Annotated in this window: 23 protein-coding genes and 1 other annotated feature (1 of these 24 only partly in view); of the genes, 1 reads left to right on the forward strand and 22 read right to left on the reverse strand. The window is 31.8% G+C overall.

The features are described 5' to 3' along the window. Positions 1-35: a binding site (T-box leader), on the reverse strand (it extends 184 nt beyond the left edge of the window). 99 nt (positions 36-134) lie between these two features. From K7H06_RS12075 to K7H06_RS12090, 4 genes are all read right to left on the reverse strand, one after another. Then, positions 135-2,216, reverse strand: coding sequence for a cellulose biosynthesis cyclic di-GMP-binding regulatory protein BcsB (locus K7H06_RS12075; protein ID WP_223036301.1), 2,082 nt, complete (start codon positions 2,214-2,216; stop codon positions 135-137). Positions 2,217-2,365: 149 nt separating this feature from the next. Further along, positions 2,366-3,214: a diguanylate cyclase domain-containing protein gene (locus K7H06_RS12080; protein WP_223036302.1), complete on the reverse strand. Its 849-nt coding sequence runs from the start codon at positions 3,212-3,214 to the stop codon at positions 2,366-2,368. A 101-nt stretch (positions 3,215-3,315) separates the two neighbouring features. After that, positions 3,316-3,678 carry a DUF134 domain-containing protein gene (locus K7H06_RS12085; protein WP_223036303.1) on the reverse strand — a complete coding sequence of 121 codons (363 nt, stop codon included), beginning with the start codon at positions 3,676-3,678 and terminating at the stop codon, positions 3,316-3,318. 63 nt (positions 3,679-3,741) lie between these two features. Continuing rightward, positions 3,742-3,999 carry a DUF5320 domain-containing protein gene (locus K7H06_RS12090; RefSeq protein ID WP_223036304.1) on the reverse strand — a complete coding sequence of 86 codons (258 nt, stop codon included), beginning with the start codon at positions 3,997-3,999 and terminating at the stop codon, positions 3,742-3,744. Positions 4,000-4,192: 193 nt separating this feature from the next. Here K7H06_RS12090 and K7H06_RS12095 point away from each other — a divergent pair, with 193 nt between their 5' ends. Next, a complete protein-coding gene (locus tag K7H06_RS12095; protein ID WP_223036305.1) occupies positions 4,193-4,576 on the forward strand; it encodes a hypothetical protein in 384 nt (127 codons plus the stop codon). Between the two features lie 48 nt (positions 4,577-4,624). Here the strand turns inward: K7H06_RS12095 and K7H06_RS12100 are convergent, their stop codons facing one another. The 18 genes from K7H06_RS12100 to K7H06_RS12185 all read right to left on the reverse strand — a co-directional run bounded on the left by K7H06_RS12100 (position 4,625) and on the right by K7H06_RS12185 (position 23,898). Next, positions 4,625-5,899, reverse strand: a complete 1,275-nt coding sequence (locus K7H06_RS12100) for a dihydroorotase (RefSeq protein WP_223036306.1) — start codon at positions 5,897-5,899, stop codon at positions 4,625-4,627. Positions 5,900-5,917: 18 nt separating this feature from the next. Beyond that, entirely contained in the window at positions 5,918-7,147 is a 1,230-nt protein-coding gene (locus K7H06_RS12105) for a M20 family metallo-hydrolase (RefSeq protein ID WP_223036307.1), read from the reverse strand. A gap of 16 nt (positions 7,148-7,163) precedes the next feature. Further along, the gene (locus K7H06_RS12110; protein WP_223036308.1) at positions 7,164-8,441 is read right to left on the reverse strand and encodes a TRAP transporter large permease; all 1,278 of its coding nucleotides are present in this window, start codon (positions 8,439-8,441) and stop codon (positions 7,164-7,166) included. A 1-nt stretch (position 8,442) separates the two neighbouring features. After that, on the reverse strand, positions 8,443-8,925 hold the full coding sequence (locus K7H06_RS12115) for a TRAP transporter small permease (RefSeq protein WP_223036309.1): 483 nt from the start codon (positions 8,923-8,925) through the stop codon (positions 8,443-8,445). A gap of 63 nt (positions 8,926-8,988) precedes the next feature. After that, entirely contained in the window at positions 8,989-10,023 is a 1,035-nt protein-coding gene (locus K7H06_RS12120) for a TRAP transporter substrate-binding protein (RefSeq protein ID WP_223036310.1), read from the reverse strand. 466 nt (positions 10,024-10,489) lie between these two features. Next, a complete protein-coding gene (locus K7H06_RS12125) occupies positions 10,490-11,107 on the reverse strand; it encodes an acetate uptake transporter (protein WP_223036311.1) in 618 nt (205 codons plus the stop codon). Between the two features lie 105 nt (positions 11,108-11,212). Further along, positions 11,213-11,473: a TRAP transporter large permease subunit gene (locus tag K7H06_RS12130; protein WP_425514954.1), complete on the reverse strand. Its 261-nt coding sequence runs from the start codon at positions 11,471-11,473 to the stop codon at positions 11,213-11,215. Positions 11,474-11,479: 6 nt separating this feature from the next. After that, entirely contained in the window at positions 11,480-12,316 is an 837-nt protein-coding gene (kduI, locus tag K7H06_RS12135; RefSeq protein ID WP_223036312.1) for a 5-dehydro-4-deoxy-D-glucuronate isomerase, read from the reverse strand. Positions 12,317-12,340: 24 nt separating this feature from the next. Then, positions 12,341-13,096: a 2-dehydro-3-deoxy-D-gluconate 5-dehydrogenase KduD gene (gene kduD / locus K7H06_RS12140; RefSeq protein WP_223036313.1), complete on the reverse strand. Its 756-nt coding sequence runs from the start codon at positions 13,094-13,096 to the stop codon at positions 12,341-12,343. A gap of 411 nt (positions 13,097-13,507) precedes the next feature. Beyond that, complete coding sequence (locus K7H06_RS12145) at positions 13,508-14,497, reverse strand: LacI family DNA-binding transcriptional regulator (protein WP_223036314.1); 990 nt, start codon at positions 14,495-14,497, stop codon at positions 13,508-13,510. 263 nt (positions 14,498-14,760) lie between these two features. After that, complete coding sequence (gene speB / locus K7H06_RS12150; protein ID WP_223040016.1) at positions 14,761-15,609, reverse strand: agmatinase; 849 nt, start codon at positions 15,607-15,609, stop codon at positions 14,761-14,763. After that, entirely contained in the window at positions 15,596-16,450 is an 855-nt protein-coding gene (gene speE / locus K7H06_RS12155; protein WP_223036315.1) for a polyamine aminopropyltransferase, read from the reverse strand. Before speE ends, speB begins: the two co-directional genes overlap by 14 nt. A 19-nt stretch (positions 16,451-16,469) precedes the next feature. Then, positions 16,470-16,880: an adenosylmethionine decarboxylase gene (gene speD / locus K7H06_RS12160; protein ID WP_223040017.1), complete on the reverse strand. Its 411-nt coding sequence runs from the start codon at positions 16,878-16,880 to the stop codon at positions 16,470-16,472. 58 nt (positions 16,881-16,938) lie between these two features. Further along, the gene (locus K7H06_RS12165) at positions 16,939-17,478 is read right to left on the reverse strand and encodes a helix-turn-helix domain-containing protein (protein ID WP_223036316.1); all 540 of its coding nucleotides are present in this window, start codon (positions 17,476-17,478) and stop codon (positions 16,939-16,941) included. A gap of 214 nt (positions 17,479-17,692) precedes the next feature. After that, positions 17,693-19,153 (reverse strand): aminotransferase class I/II-fold pyridoxal phosphate-dependent enzyme, encoded by a 1,461-nt coding sequence (locus tag K7H06_RS12170; RefSeq protein ID WP_223036317.1) that lies wholly within the window; start codon positions 19,151-19,153, stop codon positions 17,693-17,695. 173 nt (positions 19,154-19,326) lie between these two features. Further along, positions 19,327-20,715: a SpoVR family protein gene (locus K7H06_RS12175; protein WP_343216830.1), complete on the reverse strand. Its 1,389-nt coding sequence runs from the start codon at positions 20,713-20,715 to the stop codon at positions 19,327-19,329. Between the two features lie 14 nt (positions 20,716-20,729). Beyond that, on the reverse strand, positions 20,730-21,899 hold the full coding sequence (gene yhbH / locus K7H06_RS12180) for a sporulation protein YhbH (RefSeq protein WP_223036318.1): 1,170 nt from the start codon (positions 21,897-21,899) through the stop codon (positions 20,730-20,732). Between the two features lie 79 nt (positions 21,900-21,978). Beyond that, positions 21,979-23,898, reverse strand: coding sequence for a PrkA family serine protein kinase (locus K7H06_RS12185; protein WP_223040019.1), 1,920 nt, complete (start codon positions 23,896-23,898; stop codon positions 21,979-21,981). Positions 23,899-23,969 lie beyond the last annotated feature (71 nt).

Raw genomic sequence — 23,969 nt, forward strand, 5'->3', positions numbered from 1 at the left:
TATCTTTTTATTACTATCCTCTTCTTTACTTTTTATATTGATAATTTTACACTCTATTTTACCTGTAATATGACAGAATTGTCAAGGGATACGATGAAATTTAATAAATTTTTCCAGCATTTTTTACACTTTTTCTATTTATTTCTTTTCATAATAATAATAATTCCTATGATAAGCATCACACCTAAGCTAATAGACAATATGACCAATGGATATACCTGAGTAGGTTCTATTTTTCTTTCTGTATCTTTTTTTTCTGTTTTTAATTCCTCTTTTTTTTTCTTGTCTACATAATAAACAGAATAAAGGTTCTTATTTTCATCTATTACCACCGCATCTCCCTTTAGCTTAGATACAAAGATAGGATCCTTTAGAAAATCTTCCACCCATTCTATACTATATTCTTTTGCTCCGGATACAAGCATCACAGATTTCTTTTCATTCCAAGGAGACTGTATAATCTGTATGGTAGCAGCATCTTTATTAAAATCTTCTAGTAGCCCTATTTTTTTATTTGCCATTAATTGATTCAATTCATCATCAAATTGAATATGCAAATTTTCATTGATTTTAGCAATTAATTTATTTTCCTTTGGACTCCCCAATAAGATAATATTTTTCTGCTCATCTTCTTTTGTAAATTCGTGAGGCTTTATCACCTTTAAATCCTCTAACCCTTTGATATTATGTGCCATAAAAGCAATCATATTCCCAGCCATACTTAGTTCTTGGGTATTTATATTTTCAGGTAAAACTACTAGTAAATCATTAAATTTTCCTTCCCTTATAAAGGGGCTAGGATAATTTTCAAAATACCTTTCATTTGTAAACTCATAGGGTAAATCAAAATTAGAATCCTTTAATACAACAGCCCAAATATTGCTATTTCTTTGTCTATTACAATCAAATTCCTTTGGTTCTAAATAAAATACTACTTTTAGTTCTAAGTAGCTGTTATTTCTTAATTCTTTTGGTATTTTTATAGACAAATAATCGTCTTTTGCTCTTTCATAGCTTAAGGGCTTATCTTCAATAGGTATATCATTTAAATAGATAGCAACAGAAGATCTATTGAAATTTAAAATTTTCGAATATCTCATATGAATATTTACAAAAGCATCCTCTTTGATCCTTCTCCCCTTTGGAATATTGACTCCATAATTGGCTTGCTGGTAAAGAATCCCTTCTATTGTATGATCCATATATCCCAAATCCTTCATGGTAATCTTTCCATCATCACGTCTGTCCGTCTGAGGCTTTTCATCCCTATCAGTAATATACTGTATATTTTTTTTCATTTGCAAAACCAGTCGTTCTTCCCCTAAAATCTCTACCGCTTTTATTAATTTATCTTCATCATCTGATAGAATCAAGAGTAATCTTTTATTTTTATTATAAGGAGATACAACCTCCTTCATCATGACTTTATCCTTTAAATTTTCATCATCTGAAATATACGGTAAAAAATCTTTAGGTAAGTTAAGTTTATGGCTAATACATATTAAGTGATGGGTTTTTTTATCCTTTTCACTTAATTCATTAAAGGGGATCATCTTAATATCTAAGTTTTTAAAGGGTACTCTTCTCCCAAAATCAGCAGCCAGTTTCATAGCTGACGTCATTTCATTTTGTGTCTGTTGAGAAGGAACTGTAATAATAGCTTTTATAGGCTCATCAGCACCTTCTATAAAATAAGGATAAGGGTACTCCTTTAAGCCACTAGGATCTTTTTTTTCCTTATAATTAATATGTACATGTGAATCCTTATGAAGTAGCAACCAGTTAGCTGGATTAATATCATCTGCACAGGGTTCATCTGTAATACGATGATATGTTTTTATTTTTACTGCATTATAATCATTTTTTATTTTCTCAGCAGGAAGTTTTATTCTAATTACTTCTCTATTTGCCTTTTTATCAAATAAGCTAACGCTTTTAATAGGCGTATCATTTAAATAAATATTTAAAGTTGAATGTTTATATTCTTTTATATCACTTTGGCTAAAAATCAATTCTAAGTAAACATTCTTTTGAATTTCCCAATATTTATCCACGTAAAAGAAAAAAGTATATCCACCTAAAATACCTTTAACCTCTATATCTTGATTAAATTGATAATTTTTTATGTATACTTTTTCTTTTGTTTCACTATTTACAATTACGGTACTCATGAATAAACATATAATAAAAACTACCATAATACGCTTTTTAATCACTTCTTTACTCCTTCCAAATTTTTCAAAATAGATTTTTTCTATTTTTGTACCATGATACAATAAAAATAATCAAAAATACGAAGCAGGCTATAGCCACAATTACAATTAACATATCTATCATTTTCCCAAAAACTATAGGAAATTCTTTTTTATATGTCATACTCTATCTCCTTTTCCGCTAACTCTTTAAAAACAAAAGGATCTTCTAGTTTTTGATCATATTCTAGTAAACCTATTTTAAAATGAAAATTTAATTTTTCTCTCTTTTTTTCCTTTCTAAGGGTAATCTGCTCTATTCCTTCCCTCATTCTGCACTTTACGTTTTCTGCTTCTTTTAGTTTAGTATTTGGCATAATGATTGCAAACATTTCTCTTTCTATTCGATATCTTTTATCTTCTAATCTTGTTGCAAGCTCAATTTTATCGCCCATAATCCTTAAAATCTCATTTACTTGACTTTTTCCATAAATAGAAAGGAGTTCATCATAATATTGAATCTTTATCATCATGATAGTTAAATGAAATTGATGCCTTTTGGCTCTACTCATTTCTTCTTCTAAATCTACATAAAAGCTCTTTTTATTATTTAATTTTGTATCTTCATCAATAGTTATAAGATCTATGATTTCCTTTTGTAGTTTATTTTGCATCTTTTGAAGTTCATTTATATATTCTCCAAGTTTTCCTGCAGTTGCAGAAAAAATAGGAAATACCATTAGCCAAAGATAATCTTCTAAAAAATAAACTTGTCCAGAATTCCCTTCAATAGCCTCGTATAATAAGAAGCTTCCATAAATGAACACAGCACCTAAACTCATCAATAATCCTATTACAACATTTGTATAAAAAGATATAACGACTATTAAAAAAGTAATTCCAAACATCAAATAGGTTTTCATATCTATTCCTTCCTGAATAATCAGTATTGTGGTAAGAATAAATATCTCTGTTATTAAAATCAGGAAAAAAATATCTACCTTTTGATTCAACCCTTTCATTTTATAACCTCATCTTTCCTAGGTTCTAAGTCTATCTATAGCCTACGTAGTTTATATACTTTTCATGCATAAATAAAAAAGGCAACCACATATGGTTACCATTATTTCCACCCGTGTCCGTTTCCATATCCATGTCGTCCACAGCCTCTACAATTTTCTATTGATTTCCTTTCCCCTTCATGTAAAGTATAATTACCTCCTTCAATTTTCAATACTTTTCCATTTACCACTGCATCTGCTAGCTTTTTCTTTGCCTCTTTATAAATCCTTTGAAAGGTAGTTCTTGCAACACCCATTTTTTCTGCACATTCTGTTTGGTCTAAGCCTTCAAGATCCATTAATCTTATACTCTCAAACTCTTCTACATCCATCATTACAAATCCACTGTCACTTCCATCAAGGGGTCCAAAAACTTTCACCTTTGGAACACATGCTACTCTTCTCCACTTCTTAGGTCTAGGCATATTATCATCTCCTTACAAAAAATGATAGGAAGTAAAACTTACTCCCTACCATTTTAACCTTTCCTATTCACTTTTGCTAGTATCTTTCTGTGTCCCTAGTCTCTTTTTTACTCCTTCAAGTTCCATTTCAAGAATTTCCTTTTGTCTTTTTAAAAGTTCTTGTTCACTGAGTGAAGTGTTTCCCATCCATCTACATAATCCTAATCCTCTTCCATAGCCGCTTCCATATCTTACTGGATCATTAGAAACATTACAATATCCTCTTTTTCTTCCAGTCCCTGAACCCATTCCATTTGGTCCTCTTCCATCTAATCCTGGCATAAAACCATCTCCTTTTTATTTATAGCATATGCTATTTACTTTTATTGTAAAACAGTTTAGGGCATATGTCAATAACCTTTACGAAAGTTTTTGACATATGCCCATATTTTTTTATGAAAATTTACTCACCAATTTGAGGACGAGACATATTATGTTATTGCAAAGAAGTAAAATTAGAGGGGGTGTAGAACGAATGAGAAGATCTTTTAGCAATAACGTTCCTCGTATGATTAATGGATTCGTATTAACAAATGAGCAAATGAAAGAATTTGATGTTTTTATGCAAAAATATGGTAATCAACCAGATAGAGTCATCTTTAGAGAAATACAAAGAGCTAAAAATAATGTTTCTGATGAAGTCCTTCAACAACATATTACAAACCTTGACCATTTATCACAAATGGGAGGATTTGTTACAGCCGCAAACAAAGAAAGAATTGCAGCTGTAAGAAGAGTGTTGATTTCTAGAAACCCTTCTTTTAATAAAAAAATCAATAATCAATCTACTGTTGAAAGTCAATATGTTAGCGGTACGAGTCTTTTATTATGGTTTTTAATTCTAGCAGCAATATGGTAGAACATATAATAAAAAAAATAGACCCTATGCTCATGCATAGGGCTTGTTTTAGCTTTCTAAATATTTAGTTTCACCACTTATTATTGTCATCACTGCTTTTCCTTTTAATTTTCGTCCATCAAATGGGGTGTTCCTTGCCTTTGAATAAAAGCGATCTTTGTCAACAACCCATTCCTTTTCTAAATCGATTATTGTAATATCTGCGTCCTTTCCTATTTTTAATGTCCCCTTTTGAATATTTAATAATTTTGCAGGAATATAACTCATTTTTTTTATTAAATCTTCAAATGACATTTTTCCTTCGTGAACGAACTCCGTAAGTGCTAGCCCTAAAGCTGTTTCAACTCCTATAATCCCATTAGCAGCCTCTACTAAATTTTTATCTTTATCTTCCCCTGTATGAGGTGCATGATCTGTTGCAATAACATCAATGGTTCCATCTACTAATCCTTCTTTTATAGCTTCTACGTCTTCTATTGTTCTTAGGGGAGGACTCATTTTGGCACTACTTCCCTTTTTCAATATTTCTTGATCCGTTAAGGTAAAGTGATGAGGAGTGGCCTCGCAAGATACCTTTATGCCTTTTTTCTTTGCCTCTCTTACAAGTTCTACACCTCTTTTTGTAGAAATATGTTGAATATGAATCTTTGCCCCTGTTTTTTCAGCTAGGAAAATATCTCTTAAAATAATAGCTTCTTCTGCTAAAGGAGGAATCCCTTCTAAATTCAATTGTTTTGATATTTCTCCTCTGTGAATAGATCGATCATAAACCATATTGCTATCTTCACAATGGGTACTCACTAACAAGTCTAAGTTTTTTGCTTCTTTCATAGCTTCATACATAACTCTCGTGTTCATTACAGTCTTTCCATCATCTGTAATCCCTACTATACCGCTCTTTATTAAATCTTTATAAGGGCTCATCTCTATTCCTTCTAAATTTTTCGTAATGCTTCCCATCATGAATATATTACAAGCTGCATTTTTCCCTTTTTCATTTATATAATCTATCGTATCAATATGATCAATTACAGGACTTGTATTAGGCATACACACAACACTTGTAAACCCTCCAGCAGCCGCTGCTAACCCTCCTGTTTCAATGGTTTCCTTTTTTTCAAAACCTGGTTCACGAAAATGTACATGCATATCAATAAGACCTGGTACAATGTATTTTCCGCTAGCATCAATCACCTTTTCATTGATCATTGGAATATTTTTTTCTATCTTTACTATTTTTCCATTCTCCATCAATATATCTAAAGGTTCATTTATATTCTGCGATGGATCAATAACCCATCCTCCCCTGATTAAGGTTTTCATAAAATCTCTCCTTTACTATCATTTTGTTAATGCCTGAATGGTCTCAAATAATATTTTTATTCCATTTTCCAGATCAGAAACTTTCACAGCCTCTTTTTTATTATGACTAATTCCTTTTATGCAAGGAATAAAAATCAAAGCAGATGGAACTACCTTTGCCATATTCATGGTATCATGTCCTGCACCACTGGCCATCTCCTTAAAGGTAAATCCAAGTTTCTTACAATTCCTTTTGATTAGCTCACATAGTTCTTTATTAAGGGATACAGGTCTTTCTTGACTCAATACTTTTATGGTATATTCTAGATCTCTTTTTTTACAAATCTCACTTGTTCTATTAATGACAAAATTTAAAGTACGTAAAACACTCTCTATATGAATCCCTCTAATATCAATAAATATATTTACTTCTCCAGGAACAACATTCATGGCACCTGGAAACACCTTACAGTTTCCTACCGTAGCAACCGTCTTATATTTTGACTCTATTCTCCCTTTTTTCTCAACCTCAAGTATGATTTCTGAAGCTGCTGTTAAGGCATCTTTTCTCATTTCCATAGGACAAGTTCCAGAATGAGCTTCTTCTCCTAAAAGATTAATTCTTAATCGCATAGGTGCAGCAATAGCTTGTACAACCCCAATATTAATTTTCTCTTTTTCAAGAATTGGTCCTTGCTCTATATGAAGTTCTACAAATGCTTTCACATCTTTAGAATTTAAAATTTTTACCTTTTCAGGAGTAAATCCCCTTTGTATCAATGCATCATAAAGGGATATATTTTCTTCATCCACATATTCTTTTAAGCTTTCAATATTTAAATTTCCTACAATAGCTTTACTGCCTACAGTAGATAAGTTAAATCGACTTGATTCTTCCGTTGAAAATATAATAATTTCAATAGGATGCTCATGTTCAATTTTATTATCTACCATCATTTTTACGCACTCAATGGCAGATAATACACCTAATAGACCATCATATTTTCCACCATTTGGAACTGTATCAATATGTGAACCAACTAAAACAGCAGGTAAGTTTTTATTTTTTCCTTCTTTTCTCGCCCATATATTCCCTACTCCATCTTCTCTCACTGCCAGTCCTAAATCTTTACATAACCCTTTAATTAATTCTCTTGCTTTCATATCTTCATTAGATAAAGACAATCTTGTAATACCTTTATCATGCTCATATCCTATAGTATTTATTTTATCTAGTTTCTCTACGAATTCAGTCATATTCACATTCATTATATCGCCTCAATTCTTAATGATAGATCAACCTCGGAAGAAGTAAAGATATATCAGGTATATATGTAATGGCTAAAAGTCCACCTACACTTACAAGTACAAAGATCATTACTGCAGGAATAATTTTTGAAATAGAAACTCCTGTAACACTATTCGCTACAAACAAATTAAGTCCAAAAGGTGGTGTAAAATTACCAATAGATAAATTCGCAACCATAATAATTCCTAAATGAACTGGATCAATCCCCATCTTCATAGCAATTGGATAAAATAATGGTGCTAATATAATGATTGCAGCAATTCCTTCCATAAACATACCTACAATTAATAAAATCACATTAATGATTAGTAAAAATAATATTGGTGAATGAATGTTTTGTATAATACTTTCTGTAACTGTTTGAGGAACTCTTGCAACAGTTAAAAACCAACCAAAGGCTTGGGCTCCTGTAACTAAGACAAGTACTTGGGCACAGGTTACAGCTGAATCAACACATATTTTATAAAGCTTTTTTAAATCAATTTCCTTATAAATAAACATACCAACAAATATGGCATATACTGCTGATACTCCAGCTGCTTCAGTAGGTGTAAAAACCCCTGAATAAATTCCTCCTAAAATAATAATAGGTACTAATAATGACCACACTGCTTCTTTTGTATTCTTTAATATTTCACCCATAGATGATCTTTCATCAACAGCTAACTCGTGCTTTCTTGCATAGAAAAAAATATAAACCATTGTTGCTAGTCCATAAACAATGCCAGCACCGATTCCTGCCATAAACAATTCTCCTACAGATGTACCTGTTGCTGTTGCATAAATAATCAATGTGATACTAGGAGGAATTAATAAAGCTACTGAACCTGATGAAGCAATTAATCCTAATGCAAATCCCTTAGGATATTTTTGTTTTACGAGTTCAGGATAAAGCATTTTCCCCATAGCAATTACCGTAGCAGGACTTGAACCAGATAAGGCCCCAAAAACCATACATGCAAGCTCTGTTGTATAAGCAAGTCCTCCCTTTGTACTCCCAATCAAACTTCTCGTCCATTTTAAAATTCTTTCCGAAAGACCTCCTGCAACCATTATATTTGCTGCAAAAATGAAAAATGGCATAGACATTAATGCAAATTTATCAATTCCTCCAAATGATTTTTGAATCATAATCATAGGGGACATATCTGTAAAAATCATCATTGTGCATAAAACAGCTAAGTTGAGTGCAATAAATATTGGTACGCTTCCTAATAATAGAGAAATCAAAAGAATCATTAATACAATTGCCATTCTACTTTACTCCTCTCACGTCAAAATTGTAACCTTTAATATTTTTTATTATCTCCCTTATAAATCCTATTGCCATTAATACAAAGCCTAAGGGAATAGCTAAATAGGGTATCCACATAGGTATTTGAAGAGCTGGGGACACTTGACCCATATTAAATATGAAGTTTATCACCTTTATTCCATAAAATATCATCATACAAGAAAAAATAAACCCAATACCATGAATAATAATAGCAACTATTTTTTTATTTTTTATAGAAAGGTATTCATAAAAAAAATCTATACTAACATGCGCTCCCCTTCTTACACAAATACTCGCACCAATAAACGTAATCCAAATCATTAAATATTTCACAAGCTCCTCAGCCCAGCTTGTGCTAGACTCAAATACATATCTTAATACAACATTTACAAATAAAATAATCGTTGTAGCAAGGAGAGCCGTTCCACAAAAGATCTCTTCCATTCTATTTAATATTTTCATTTTGTCACCTCAAAAGTTTAAATATTTATTAGGAAAGGATGCGTAACCGCATCCTTCAATCGTTTATTTTATTGCTTCAATTTCTTTGTAAATTAATTCTAATATTTCTTTTTTATCTGGTGTTTGTGCAAATTCTTCATGAACAGGCTTAGAAGCTTCTCTAAAAGCTGCTTTTTCTTCATCTGTTAATTCATAAATATTAATATCTGACTTTTTAATTTCTTCTAAGAATGCATGCTCTTTTTCTTCAAGTGCTTTTCTTTGCGTCTCTCTTGCATACTTTTCTGCTTCAATAATCATTTTCTGATTTTCATCTGAAAGTCCATCAAACCACGCTTTATTAGCTACACACACATATGCTAAATATCCATGATTACTTAAAACAAGGTTATCTTGTACTTCATAAAATTTATTCATAGCAATAGTTGAAATAGGATTTTCTTGTCCATCTACAATTTTTTGTTGTAATGCATTATAAAGTTCAGCATATTCGATTGGTACAGGATTTGCTCCCCATGCTTTATATTGTTCTAATAGCAATGGTGAAGGCATAACTCTCATTTTTACCCCTTGAAAATCTTCTGGGTTATGTATTTCTTTTCCAGCTGTTGTAAAGTTCTTAAATCCTGATCCCCAAAATCCTAGTCCTTTAAAACCTTTTGCTTGTGTCTTCTCTAAAAGTTTATTTCCAGCTTCTCCATCAAGAACATCCCACATTGCATTACTAGAAGGCCATAGGAATGGAAAATCTACAATTTGTAATTCTTCTACAAAAGGAGTCATAACCGCAATAGGTTGAATAGTTATTTCATTTGTTCCCATTTGAACTGCTTCTGCTTGTTCTCTCATAGAACCTAATTGCATAGAAGGGAATATGTCTACTTTTATTTTTCCACCACTTAATTCTTCAATTTTTTCTTTAAAAGCTACTGCTCCTTCATGCTCTGAACTGCTTTCTGGTTGATTGTGACTTAATCTAATAGTCATACTTGCTGATTCTTCCTGAGCCTTAGCTGTTTCAGTTTCTTTGTCTCCGCATCCAGCTAGAAGACTCATACTAAGTACTAATACTAAAAATAAAGTAAATATTTTTTTCATTTGTATCCCCCTTATATTTTTTATATTAAGCTTTTCGCACTAAAAAATTTTATACGACTAGCTCATATTGTTCCTTTAACGTTTCATTTGTTCAGTAGGTTTTTCTATGCTTAATTTCTACATGAAACCCAAATTTCCTCCTTAATAAATGAAATTATTCAAATATGTACATTAATTGTAATTTATTGTTATATTCTATAGGTCTTATGTCCCAAATAAAAAAACCTTCTACCAAAGGCAAAAGGTTTATATATACAAATATATAACTATAAAAAGATACTACTACAAATCTTCTTAACTATCCTTTTCAGCCTCTCTGGACCAATTTAAAGGTTCTTATATTCTATTTTCTACCATAGATTAGCACATTTTGTACTAAATTGTCAACATCTGTCCTATAAAATTTATCAAAAATAATCATTGAGCAGAAAAAATACAATATTTGTATCGTTTCTGCTCAACTGGTTTACTTTTTGAAAATACCAAATGGCTTTCCTACAGGTAAAAAGACTCTTCCAAAATGTGCATTTAAAACACAAGCAGCAAAGCCATAAAAGGCAACTATAGAAATTAATATTTCTGAATACGCTGCAAGTGAATGTGCAGGTTCTTTCATAACATCAAAAACACTTAATGATAAGCCGAGGAATAAACAATCAATCAAAACAAAAATAATAAATAGTACCTTATTCGTCTCCATGGCTCCAATTGTCATAAAAATACTAAAAATTAAATATCCTATAAAAGCAAATCCCAATTGTTTAATATCTATGTTTGCTGCCAATTTCTCACCAAACACACCTAACTGAATCATCCATGTCATAGCAACACCAAACCAAAAGAATGCATATCCTCCAAAAGCAGTAGTTCCAAAGGTGTTATTTCTTTTTGAATCATTAATGCAAGCAAACAACTGAGCAAAAGCACCTAAAAACACGGCCCACGGGATGATCAATGATACCCCTTTGGTCATTCCAAGTTTTTGGGATGATGCTACAAGTGTTACTATAGCCAAACCAAATAATCCTAATGCAGAAGGATCCGCATTCGTAATCTTTACATTTTGTACTTCGTTCATCTTCATTCACACGCTCCTTAGAAAATAATTAAATTGAAGGAATTTTTTAACAGATTGAAATATTTTGGAAATTTTATGCAAAATTTTAGTGTGTTAAAAAATATTAACACACTAAAACACCTTAATTATTATATCATAATACGTCGAGATGTGAAACATTTTGTCGAATGGAATATTTGTAAAAGCCATCACCCAAGACATTATTGAAGAAACGCCAATCATAAATATTACAATTGCAGTCATTTTTGCAGAATCTAATAAAATGCTAGGTAAATCTTTCGGTTCTATTTCTTTGTAAATAAATGAAAGTATCAGAGAGTATACTACTGCAATAGCTGAACCCTCAGTGGCTGTAAAAACACCATTCAGAATATCTTACTACTTCATATCTTTCATATTAACATGATCCATATCAGTAAATTCGATATTTTCACCACACATGCCCCAAATAAAAGTATAGTTACTTGTTCCTACGCCACTATGAATTGACCAACTTGGCGAGATAATAGCTTGCTCATTCGACATAACCACATGTCTTGTTTCTTGTGGCTGACCCATAAGATGGAATACTCTTGATTCTTCATCCATGTTAAAGTACATATACACTTCCATACGTCGTTCATGAGTATGGCACGGCATTGTATTCCACACACTTCCTGGATCAAGAATAGTCATTCCCATAACTAACTGACAACTCTCACATACAGCAGGATGTACATATTGATTGATTGTTCTTACATTAAGATTTTCTTTTTCACCTAATCTCACTTTGTTTGCTTGTTCTAAAGTAATAATTCTAGTAGGGTAAGCTTTATGAGCTGGACTACTATTAAAATATAGCTTTGCTGGATTATTAATATCTTCTGATTCAAATTTAACATCCTTACATCCCATTCCAATATACAGTCCATCACCATTATTCAAAATATATTCCTTACTATCTAAAGTAACTTTTCCTTTACCACCGATATTTATGATACCAGCTTCTCTTCTCTCAAAAAAATAGCTAACACCTAGTTCCTTGCCTGCACCTAGCTTAATCTCTTTTTCAACTGGCATTATGCCTCCAGCAATAATTCTATCAACATGAGAATAAACTAAAGTTGCCTCATTTTCCACAAATAACTTTTCAATTAAGTAATGTTTTCTCAATTCTTCTGTCGTATAATGCTTAGAATCCTCTGGATGATTTGCATATCTTATTTCTAAACTCATTAAACTTCTCTCCTTTTTTAAACACTATCTTGCTAGCCAACCACCATCAACTGCAATGGTATATCCATTAACATAATCTGAAGCTTTAGATGCTAAGAAAACTGCGGTTCCTCCCACATCTTCAGGTGTTCCCCATCTATTTGCAGGTATTCTTGATAATATTTCTGAACTTCTAGCTTTATCTGCTCTAAGAGCAGCTGTATTATCTGTAGCCATATACCCTGGAGCTATTGCATTTGCATTAATATTATGTTTAGCCCATTCATTTGCCATCAACATAGTAATTCCCTTAACACCAGCTTTACTAGCTGTATATGAAGGTACCCTGATTCCTCCTTGGAAAGAAAGCATAGAAGCAATATTTATGATTTTTCCTCCTGTTTTTTGACGAATAAACTGTTTTGCAACGGCTTGACTAAAGAAAAATACTGTTTTAATATTAATGTTCATAACATCGTCCCAGTCTTTTTCTGAGAAATCCACTGCATCCTCACGTCTAATAATACCTGCATTGTTTACTAATATATCAATCTTTCCGAAGTGATCAACAGCTTTTTTGATAATGTCATCAATTGGTTCAATTGATAATAAATTTGCTTTTACAACAAGAAATTTTTTACCAAGAGCATTAACTTTTTCTTTTGTTTCATTCATTTCCGTAGAACCCACACCTACAATATCAGCTCCAGCCCTTGCAAGACTTAATGCAATCCCTTGCCCAAGACCTGTTCTACAACCAGTAACTATCGCTACTTTACCTTCTAATGAAAAGATGTCCATTGTTACCTCCTCCTTCGTTCCTAATTTTTATTCATGTATTCTTTCGTGATACATTTACACAAAAGAATCACTCGAACTGACAGCACAATCTTTGTTTCAGTTTAATGATACTATCATTTCATTTCTATGTCAATAATTATCTTGAATTTTATAACTTTTTTTAATCATTTTACAGTTTTTGATACTTTTTAGTTTAAAATTGACACTTTAGTTTTATTTAAAGAAGGTTTATTCATCAAAAAACTTTATTGTAGCTACTCCAGAAAATCCATTTTATTAATACAGATAATCATTATTCATAACATACCTATGTTCCAAAGTATGCTTCACTTTTATATATTTCAAAAAATAAAAAAAAATAAAAAAAAATAGTCTTAATATAAAAACCACTATAAATGCGCGGTTTTTATATTAAGACCTATTTTCTACTGAATCTCTTTCAATCAGTTCATGTTTTATCATAATCTTTACATTACTATATACTTGATTAAACAACTGAATCATTTGTTCTACTGCAATTGTTCCCATTTTCTTAAATGGAACTTTCACCGTAGTTAATGTTGGAAATGAGTATTTTGCCAAATCTATATCATCCATTCCCACTACAGAAATATCTTGAGGTACCTCATACCCTAAAGAACGAGCAATACTTATAAATTTTACTGAGTAAGAATCACAAAGTCCAAAATATGCATCAGGTACATCTTCTGATGTAAGTACTTTCCTTATAACATCTTCCCATTCTGATTTATTAGAAATAGTATGAGACAACCGATCATCTAATTCAATACCGTGATCCATCAACGCTCTCTTATACCCCTTTAACTTTTTTTCATCTACATAAAGCTCCTCTGGATTTCCTACAGCCAAAATCTTTTTATGTCCTTTTTCAATTAAATAACTTACAATATCATAAGCTCCCTGTTCCAAATCTACACCTACAAAGTTTATATCATTCCCCGAAAGAACTCTATTGACAAACACATGTGGAATCCCTTTTTCAGCTAATATATTTGCTTCTTTTTCTTCATCTTCTTTGTTTTTGCCAACTATGATAACACCTTTTGTTTTATTTTTATGATCCCATTTGGCATAATCCTCATCTATTTGTTTTCCTACTCTCCTAGCTAACTGAACTAAAACATCTGATTTTTCTGCTCTTTCTATAACACCTTGAACGACTTGGGAAAAACCTTGAAACTCATCATAATCATGAGAAACACTAATTTCTATTACAAAATTTTTATGCTTATTAATTGCATCAACTTTAAAGTTCAATTCTTTCATCGCTTGTATAATTTTCTTTTTACTATTTTCTCTCACATTGCTCCCATTCAAGAACCGAAACACAGTACTTCTAGAAACTCCTGATTTTTTCACAATATCTTCTACTGTTGCCATTACGATCTCTTCACCTTCATTCTTTTTTAACACTCAAAAATGTTTCATATTTCTGAAACTACTATATCATTTTATATGATATCACAATTTTTAACCAATGATAAGCCTTTTATTCATTTTTAAATCAATAGATTTCTAATCTATTGTACAATCTTTATTACAAATACAAAACGTATAAGTTATAAAAACTCATACGTTTTGTATTTATATCCCATTTCTATTTTCACAACCATTCTAGTATCCAAATTTATTACCCATTTAATTTAAATAGCCAATACTAATTCTCTAATAATTTTACAAGCAACTGCAGTTGAAACACCACTTGTATCATAATGAGGAGAAAGTTCTACTACATCAGCACCTACAATATTTAAATCCTTTATCGTACTGATTACTTCCATCATATCATGAAAAGATATTCCTCCTGGTTCAATGGTTCCTGTTCCTGGAAAAATAGAAGGATCTAGAATATCTAGGTCAATAGTTACATATACAGGTTTGTCCCCTATCTCTTTCACTGCATCCTTTAATCCATCACAAGTAAACTTTGTCAACTTGGTATGCTCTTTCGCCCACTCAAATTCATATTTTTCTCCTGATCTTATTCCGAATTGATAAATTTTATGATCTCCAAGGAAATCCCAAATTCTTCTTATAACAGTTGCATGAGACAGCTTCTCTCCCATATAATCTTCCCTAAGATCCGTATGAGCATCAAAATGAAGAATACATAAATCTTTATGTTCTTTATACACAGCCTCTACAGCTGGCAATGTAACAAGATGCTCACCACCTATCATTACAGGTATTTTCCCATTTCTTACAATATCTGTTGTAAAGGACCTAATCATATCTAATACCTTTTTGGTATTTCCAAAGGGAAAATCCAAATCTCCTGCATCAAATACAGTGATATCTTCTAAATCTTTATCTAAATAGGGGCTATAAGTTTCTAATCCATAAGACTCATTTCTCATGATGCCAGGTGCAAATCTTGTTCCTGGTCTAAAGGATGTTGTCCCATCAAAGGGACTTCCAAAAACTACTATTTTCGACTCATTGTATTCATTATCAAATCCTAAAAAAGTTAAAACATTCTTAGATCGTTCCAGTTTCAATCATCTCCTTAACATAGTTTGGAAGTGCAAAACTACCTTTATGTAAATCTGTATTATAGTATTTTGTTTTCAATCCTAAATCGTTCCATTTTTGTGCATTAAAATCTTTTAATGGATGGAGTTTCTTAGATGCAAACCCAAATAACCAATGTCCAGAAGGATAAGTTGGGATATGTGCTTGATAAACTTCTGCAACTGGAAAAATTTTCTTTATTTTTTGGCTCGCTCTAATCATTTCTCTTGCATCATCTTCATAATAAGGACTTTCATTTTGATTTACAAGAATTCCTTCTTCTGTTAATGCTTTGTAGCAATTTTTATAAAATTCTGTTGTGAAAAGTCCTTCTCCAGGTCCTATAGGATCTGTTGAGTCCACAATGATTAGATCATACATATTTTCTTTTCCTTCTACAAATTTGATACCATCTTCAAAATAAAGACTTACTCGTGGGTCATCTAACTTGCACGCAGTAATATTAAAATGCTCTCTTGAAGCATCTACAACTACTTTATCGATTTCAACCATATCAATTTTTTCGATTGTTTTATATCTAGTAAGCTCTCTAACAGTTCCTCCATCTCCACCACCAATTACTAAAACCTTTTTGATATTAGGGTTTGTAGCCATTGGTACATGGGTAATCATATCATGATAGATAAATTCATCTTTTTCTGTAATCATAACAAGTCCATCTATTGTAAGCAGTTTTCCAAATTCGTATGTATCAAAAACATCGATTTGCTGGAATGGACTTGCCTTCGTATAAAGATGTTCTTTCACCTTGATTGAAAATTTAACCGTTTCTGTATGATTTTCTGTATACCATAATTCCATATTTCTTCCTCCTAGTCTTTTATTTTATATCTGGCTTAAAGTTTACAATCTCAAGTTCTTCTTTAGAAAAATGCTTGATTTTCTCTACAATCCCTCTTGGGACTTCTGTCGTCTCAGTTTTTTCAGCTTTCAATTTTTCATTTAAATGATCAAAAGCAAGCCATGGATTCACTTCATCTCCACAAGTAAATAAATCAACAGCAGCATAACCATATTCAGGCCATGTATGAATGGTCAAATGGGATTCCTGAATAATGACTGCTCCACTTACTCCCCATGGATTAAACATATGAAACACACTCTTTACAATAGTAGCTTTTGCTTTTTTTGCAGCTTCATTCATATATTTTTCTACTAAATGATGATCGTTTAAAATTTCTTTATCACAATTATAAAATTCCACCAAAATATGTCTTCCCAATTGCTCAATTTTCATTAACATGACCCCTTTCTATGATAAAATTTATACTGCATAACCATTTATATCCTTAGAATGAAGGTGGGCAAGATACCCATATGACAATAGCTTTTCTTTTAAAGCTATTCTTTAAATAATGTTCTTGATGAGATTTAAAATAAAAGCTCTCCCCTTTGTTCACTTTATATTTTTTATCTCCTACGATTACATATACACTTCCTGATAAAACATATCCAAATTCTTCCCCTTCATGAGGCTTCTCAACATTACTTGTTCCATCACTTTCTATGGTAATAAGAATAGGCTCCATACTATTTTTTTGTGCATTTGAAATCAACCAATCAATCGTATGTCCTAGTTTTTCATTCTCACTAGATATAATTTCATCCTTTCTATAAACAACCTTTGTTTCTTCCGATTCACTAAAAAACTTTCTGATATCCGTTCCTAGTGCTTCAAGAATATCCATTAAAGTTGCTATAGAAGGAGAAGTTAAATCCCTTTCTATTTGAGAAATAAATCCCTTTGTAAGATCTGTCCTCATAGCCAATTCTTCTTGGGTCAAACCATTCAAAATTCTAAGACGCTTCAGTTTCCTACCAATATCCATTTTTGCACTCCAATCCAAAGATTATCGTTTGCTCATTTTTAATTGTCATCGTCTTTATTTAATATTGGTAAACTTCAAGTTTACTAAACCTTAAGTTTACCAATATTAAATATACTATTTTTTGAGGAAATGTCAATACTCTTTATGATAATTTTATAACCAAATTTACGCTAAAAAGCGACACAAAAATAACGTTCCTAAGGAACGCTATTTTTTATAGTCCTAAAACTTTAACTTTTTCTACATAAGGATCTTGTGAATCGGTCATCATACTATGCTGACTCTTTAAAAATTTTATATAATTAATCATTTCTCTGCTTATTCGCTCCCCTGGAGTCACTATAGGAATTCCCGGCGGATATGCCATGATAGATTCTCCGCTTATTTCTCCTTCAGCTTCTTCTAATTTCACAAATTTCTTTCTAGCATAAAAAGCATTTCTTGGGGAAACAATAACTTCTGGGTTTTCTAGAGCAATTTTTGCATATTTTATTTGTGTTGTCTTACTTTTTCTATATTTTTCACTTATATCCTTTAAAGCATTCACTAACCCTTTAAGGGACTCTTCTGTATCTCCTACACTTACAATGGCAAGTATGTTCAAAACATCTCCAAGCTCAACTTGAATATTATATTCATCCCTTAATATGTCATATACCTCAAACCCTGTCAATCCAAGACCCGTTACATTCACTCCTAATTTTGTTTCATCAAAATTAAAAACACCAGGAGTTCTAATTAATTCCTTTCCAAAAGCATAAAGTCCTTGGGTCTTATTGATTTCATCTCGAGCTTCTCTTGTAAGCTTCAATATTTTTGATAATACTTCTTCTCCTTTAGTCGCAAGCATTTTTCTAGCTACATCTAAACTTGACATTAAAAGATAAGAAGCACTAGTCGTCTGGGTTAAATTTAGTATTGTTTTTACAGTATTTTTATCGATTAAACCTTCATTTAATAACAAAACAGAGCTTTGTGTTAAAGAGCCACCTGTTTTATGAAGACTTACAGCTGACATATCAGCTCCTAATTCCATGGCTTCCCTTGGAAGTTCCTCAGAAAAGCGAAAATGTGCACCATGAGCTTCATCCACCAAAGCTGCCATCCCATGTTTATGAGCAAGTTTCACAATATTTTTAATATCTGAAACAGCCCCATAATAAGTAGGGTTCACAATAAATACAGCTTTTGCATCTGGGTTTTTAGCAATTGCTCTCTCTACACTCTCTACAGATACACCCATAGCAATGCCAAGTTCTTCATTCGTTTCTGGCTGAATATACACAGGCAAAGCCCCACTTAATATAAGTCCATTGATAGCTGATTTATGGGCGTTTCTAGGCAAGATAATTTTATCTCCAGGTTGGCATACACTCATAATCATAGCTTGTACTGCTGTAGTAGTTCCATTTACAATAAAAAATGAATGATCTGCCCAATAAGCCTTTGCCATTAATTCTTCAGCTTCTTTGATCACACTGATAGGATTACTAATATTATCAAGTGGTTTCATAGAATTCACATCTATTTCTAATACCTTTTTTCCAACAAATTCTGCAAACTCTGGTATTCCATTTCCATGTTTATGCCCTGGTACGTCAAAGGGAATAACCTTTCTCTCACGATAGGCTTTTACAGCATCAAATAATGGCGTATTATTTTGATTTAATACCATCTTTCACCACCTACTTTTCTTTAAAAATTGAATACAAGATATGTTATAATATCTACTTCCTCTTGTCAATACATAATTTTTTGAAGAATCTACAAATTAACATTCAAAATTCAAAAATAAACCTTATGTATTAGAATACTTATTTTCACAAAAAAGAAACAGGAAATTTATTCCTATTTCTTTGCAGTTTCTTCTTTTTTTAAAAATATATTTCTACTTTCATCACATATAATCCTTTTCTTGGTCTTATCAACAATTGTTCTTAACTCTACTTTTCCTCCCCAAAGGGTCTGTAGGTATCTTAACGTTTCATAAGCATAAGATAATTCTAACTCTCTTCCATCATATTCATGAATGATCAAAAGAGTATGATCTTTTTTTAATACCTCCATTACTTTTATATTCGGTATAGATCCCATTCCAGTATTACTAGCTAAGGTATTTCTGATAATTTTATATCCTTCTTCATCACTTATTTCTTCTATCAAATAATCTTTATCTCTCTTTTTATATTGAAATAGATTCATCTCATAACAAAGTTCTTTCGTAAGATATCTTCGAATAAAAGATGCATCTCTTTCCATCTTTCGAACTTCAAAAATCTTTTCTTTTCCATATTTTTCTTCAAGATCTTTAAATATTTTGAACCCTACATAATAAGGATTCACATTTCCTAAAAAAGGTCTAATCACTTGATTGTGTCTTGTTAAAAATTCCATATACAACTCTTGAGGCAAATCTAATCGTTTTACAATATTATAATGCCAATAACTTGCCCAGCCTTCATTCATAATCTTTGTTTCAATCTGAGGAATAAAATACTGTGTTTCTTCTTTTACAATACTCAATATATCCTTTTCCCACTCCTCAAGTTTTCCATATTGAATTAAAAATTCTAAGAGATCTTCTGTAGGCTCTAGAGGAATCTTTTCTAAATCTGGAAAAGGAATATCTTTTTTCTCCTCTATAATACTGGTGACCTTCATTTCTTCATAATATTTCTCAAGAATTCTTTTCTTCTTCTCTTCTTGTGATAATTTTTTACACCCTATCACCCTCGATGTTTGAAAACTCAATGCATGAGCTGCATCCAGTATTCTTTCTACCCTTTCATATCCAATGCTAGGATCATGTATGTAGCTTCTAATTCGATCCCCATGATTTTTAAACATTTCTATAGTATTATCAGCGTGAGTTCCTTCAGCAAACAACCTATTATTTTTAAAGAAATCATTGTGCCCATATACATGAGCCATAGTTAAAATCTGCAATAGAAATGTATTATCTCTCATCAAATATCCAATACAAGGATTAGAATTAATCACCATCTCATAGGGAAGTCCTGTCACATTATACTTATAAAGGGTTTTTTTCTTTTCATAGGATTTTCCATAACTCCAATGAGGATAGTGAGAGGGCATTCCCACATAAGCCTCATAACAGATCATATCTTCATAACTACATATTTCAAATTCTTGAGGATAAAAATCAAGCCCCTCTTCTTTGGCGATTCTTTCAATCTTTACATTCCATTTTTCAAGCTCTTTAAGGGTATATTCCATCATAGGCAAAATCATTATTCCTGTAACCCATTTTCTTTGTCTAATATTCTTTTAAGTGCAGGAACAATATCCTCCTTTCTTGACATAGTCACAATCGAAAAGTTTGGATATTTCACCTTCAAATTGTATTCTGCTTTAATGGTACTCATTCTTGTATAATATCCTGGTACAATCTCCCCATATCCAAAAAGATTGCAAGTTTCACATAGTTCTTGAGCCGCTTTTACCGCTTTTTTATTATCCTCTGACCAATTATCTCCATCACTACAATGAAATGCATATACATTCCAAACTTCAGGATTATACCTTTTTTCAATAATTTCTAAAGCTTTTTCATAACCACTACTAATATAAGTTCCTCCTGATTCTCCCTTATGGAAAAAATCATCTTCACTTACTTCCTTAGCAGTAGTGGTGTGGGCAATAAATACGATTTCTACATGAACATACTTTAGCATTACAAATTGATATAAAAGGAAATAAAAGCTTCTAGCTAAATATTTTTTGGTAAGGGTCATAGATCCAGAAGTATCCATAATACAAATAACTACTGCATTACTTTCTCTTCTCACATCTTCACGCACTCGATAATATCTTAAATCGTCTTCTTTAAAAGGAAATCTTTTTTCTTCATCATAATTCTGATTTTCATCTTTTCCTCTTTCATAAGCCTTTTTTCTTTTTATTTTCTCAACAACAGATCTCTTCTTTGCAAGTCTTGGTGGAATTCCTTTTCTTTGATATCCAAGTCGCTTAAAATTCTTTTCCGATTCGATCTCACTAAACTTCTTTCTTTGCATAAAGGGAAGATTTAAATCCTCAAATAAATATTGTATCAATTCTTCAATACTGATCTCTGTTTCATAAATATCTTCGCCCTCTTGATTTCCAGCTTTTTCTTTCCCTTTCTCCATCTGTTCTTGCCCTATTTTATCCCCTCTTTTTTCCTCTCCTGTTCCTGAACCTGTTCCCTTTTGATTCTTTCCATAAATAAATTGATATTCTTTAATTCCCTTGATAGGAACTTTAATCTTTCTATCCTTACTTTTGCCAATAATACTTTCTTCGGCAATAATATTGCCTATATTTTTCTTAATGGAATCTTCTACAAGCTCCCTATGCCTTCTTCTATCTTCTGCCGACCGATCTCTTCCCCGGCTATCAAACTCCCGAAATATGGCCACCTATCTCACCTCCATACGAATATTCAAATGAAATCTATAGACATACATGTAAAAAACACGTATGTCTATACATTAGACTTTAATCCTTCCACAAATTATTGGCAGCATATTTCAAAATCACATTACAACAATGATCACAATATCCATTTCGTTTCATTTCTTCTACCATGGCATCATACTTCTTATTTTGATCCTTATCCCTTACCTTTGTACGAGTAATGACTCTACTTAATTCCTTTACAGAACCTGTTAGTTTCTTTTCAATAGCTTCCTTCAAAGGCTCATAGCACTTATAGTCAATCTTGCTTTTACTACGCATCAAATAGAACATATACGAAGTTACATCCTGTCTAAATCCTTTTGCTGCACTCTTGGTAATACCAATTTGTTCTTCAATAGATCTTAAGAAATTTTCATCAGGCTCTAACTCCTCACCCGTGCTACTATCTTTAATTTTTGTCTTATTCACATAGCTTTCTGCATGGTCTAGATAATTATTGAATAAATCCTCTGCCTGCTCATTATATCCATGAATAAAGGCCTTTGTTACTTCTTTTTCAAGAAGCTTATGATACTCTTTTTTGATAACATTTTGAATGAAATTTAAATACTTTTTCTTTTCCTCATCACTAATAGATAACTCTTTTACTGATTTGACTAAAACCTCTAAAACTAAAATAGGATGAATACAATCATGTTCCGCTTCTGCCATAGCAGTATCTATAGCTTTCATAATAAATCTTGTAGATATTCCTGTCATTCCTTCTCTAGATGCTTCTTCACGTAGTTCTAGGATATCAACTCTTTTAGTGCTACCTTTTTCTACAATTTCTTCTCCATTATAAATCTTTAATTTTGTTAAAGGATCAACTTTATTTGAAGGTGTAAGTCTTGTAAGGATAGCAAACATAGAAGCTACTTCTATAGTATGAGGTGCAATATGTGCTGTGAATTTACTGTTTTTAAGGATCTTTTCATAAATTTTTACTTCTTCATTCAATTCAAGGCAATAAGGAATCTCAATTTTAACAATTCTATCTAAAATAGCTTCATTCGTATGATCTGCTTTGAACTTATTCCATTCTGCCTCATTAGAGTGAGCTAAAATAATACCATCAAAATAAATCATAGACCCCTTCCCAGGAGATGGAATACTCTTTTCTTGGGTTGCAGTAATCATCGTATGAAGATACTCAACTTCATTTTTAAATACCTCTATAAACTCTACAATACCTCTATTCCCAACATTGAATGCTCCATTTAAAGATAATACCCTTGGATCATCCTCTGGATATAGATCTAGTTTAGAAATATCTACAGAACCTGTTAAAACCGATGTATCTTGATTATTAGGATCTACTGGAGGAACTACCCCTACTCCTTTTCTTGATCTGATACTAAAATCTACTGTTTCTACAGGAACTTTCTCAAATTCACCATTGTATTCATGCTTTAATCGATATCTACAAATAGGACATAAATCTCCTTCAATTTTTATTCCTAACAATTCTTCAAATTGTTCTCTTAAATGCTTAGGAACAAGATGAAGGGGTTCCTCTCTCATAGGACATCCTTTAATCCCATATACTGGCGAACCCATCTCAAGTGCTCTTTTTAAGCTTTCCATCAATGATGATTTACCTGCTCCTACAGGCCCAACTAAGTAAAGTACCTGCCTAGATTCTTCACCTTTCATAGCTGCTGTGTTAAAATACCTTACCATTTTCATTAAACTTTTATCGATTCCAAAGAAATCATTCTTAAAAAAATTGTATTTTTTAATTAATTCATTTCCATGTATTCTTCTAAGTCTTGGGTTTTCTTCTGTATTAATTACCTCTACTCCCTTTTCCATGATTCTTTCATACATTCTTTGGTGTGCCAACATACATACAGAAGGATTTTCTTTCAAAATCTTAAGATAATCTAGGAATGTTCCCTCAAAATGCTCTTTTTTCCTCTCTTCTCTATCCTTCTTAATAATTGCAGAAAAATCCATCATATCCTCTTAAAGCCCCCCTTTTCTAGAAAACACACAAATACTATAAAAGTCCTACTCATTTCCTCATC

This window comes from Crassaminicella profunda (genome assembly GCF_019884785.1).
Lineage (GTDB): Bacteria > Bacillota > Clostridia > Peptostreptococcales > Thermotaleaceae > Crassaminicella > Crassaminicella profunda.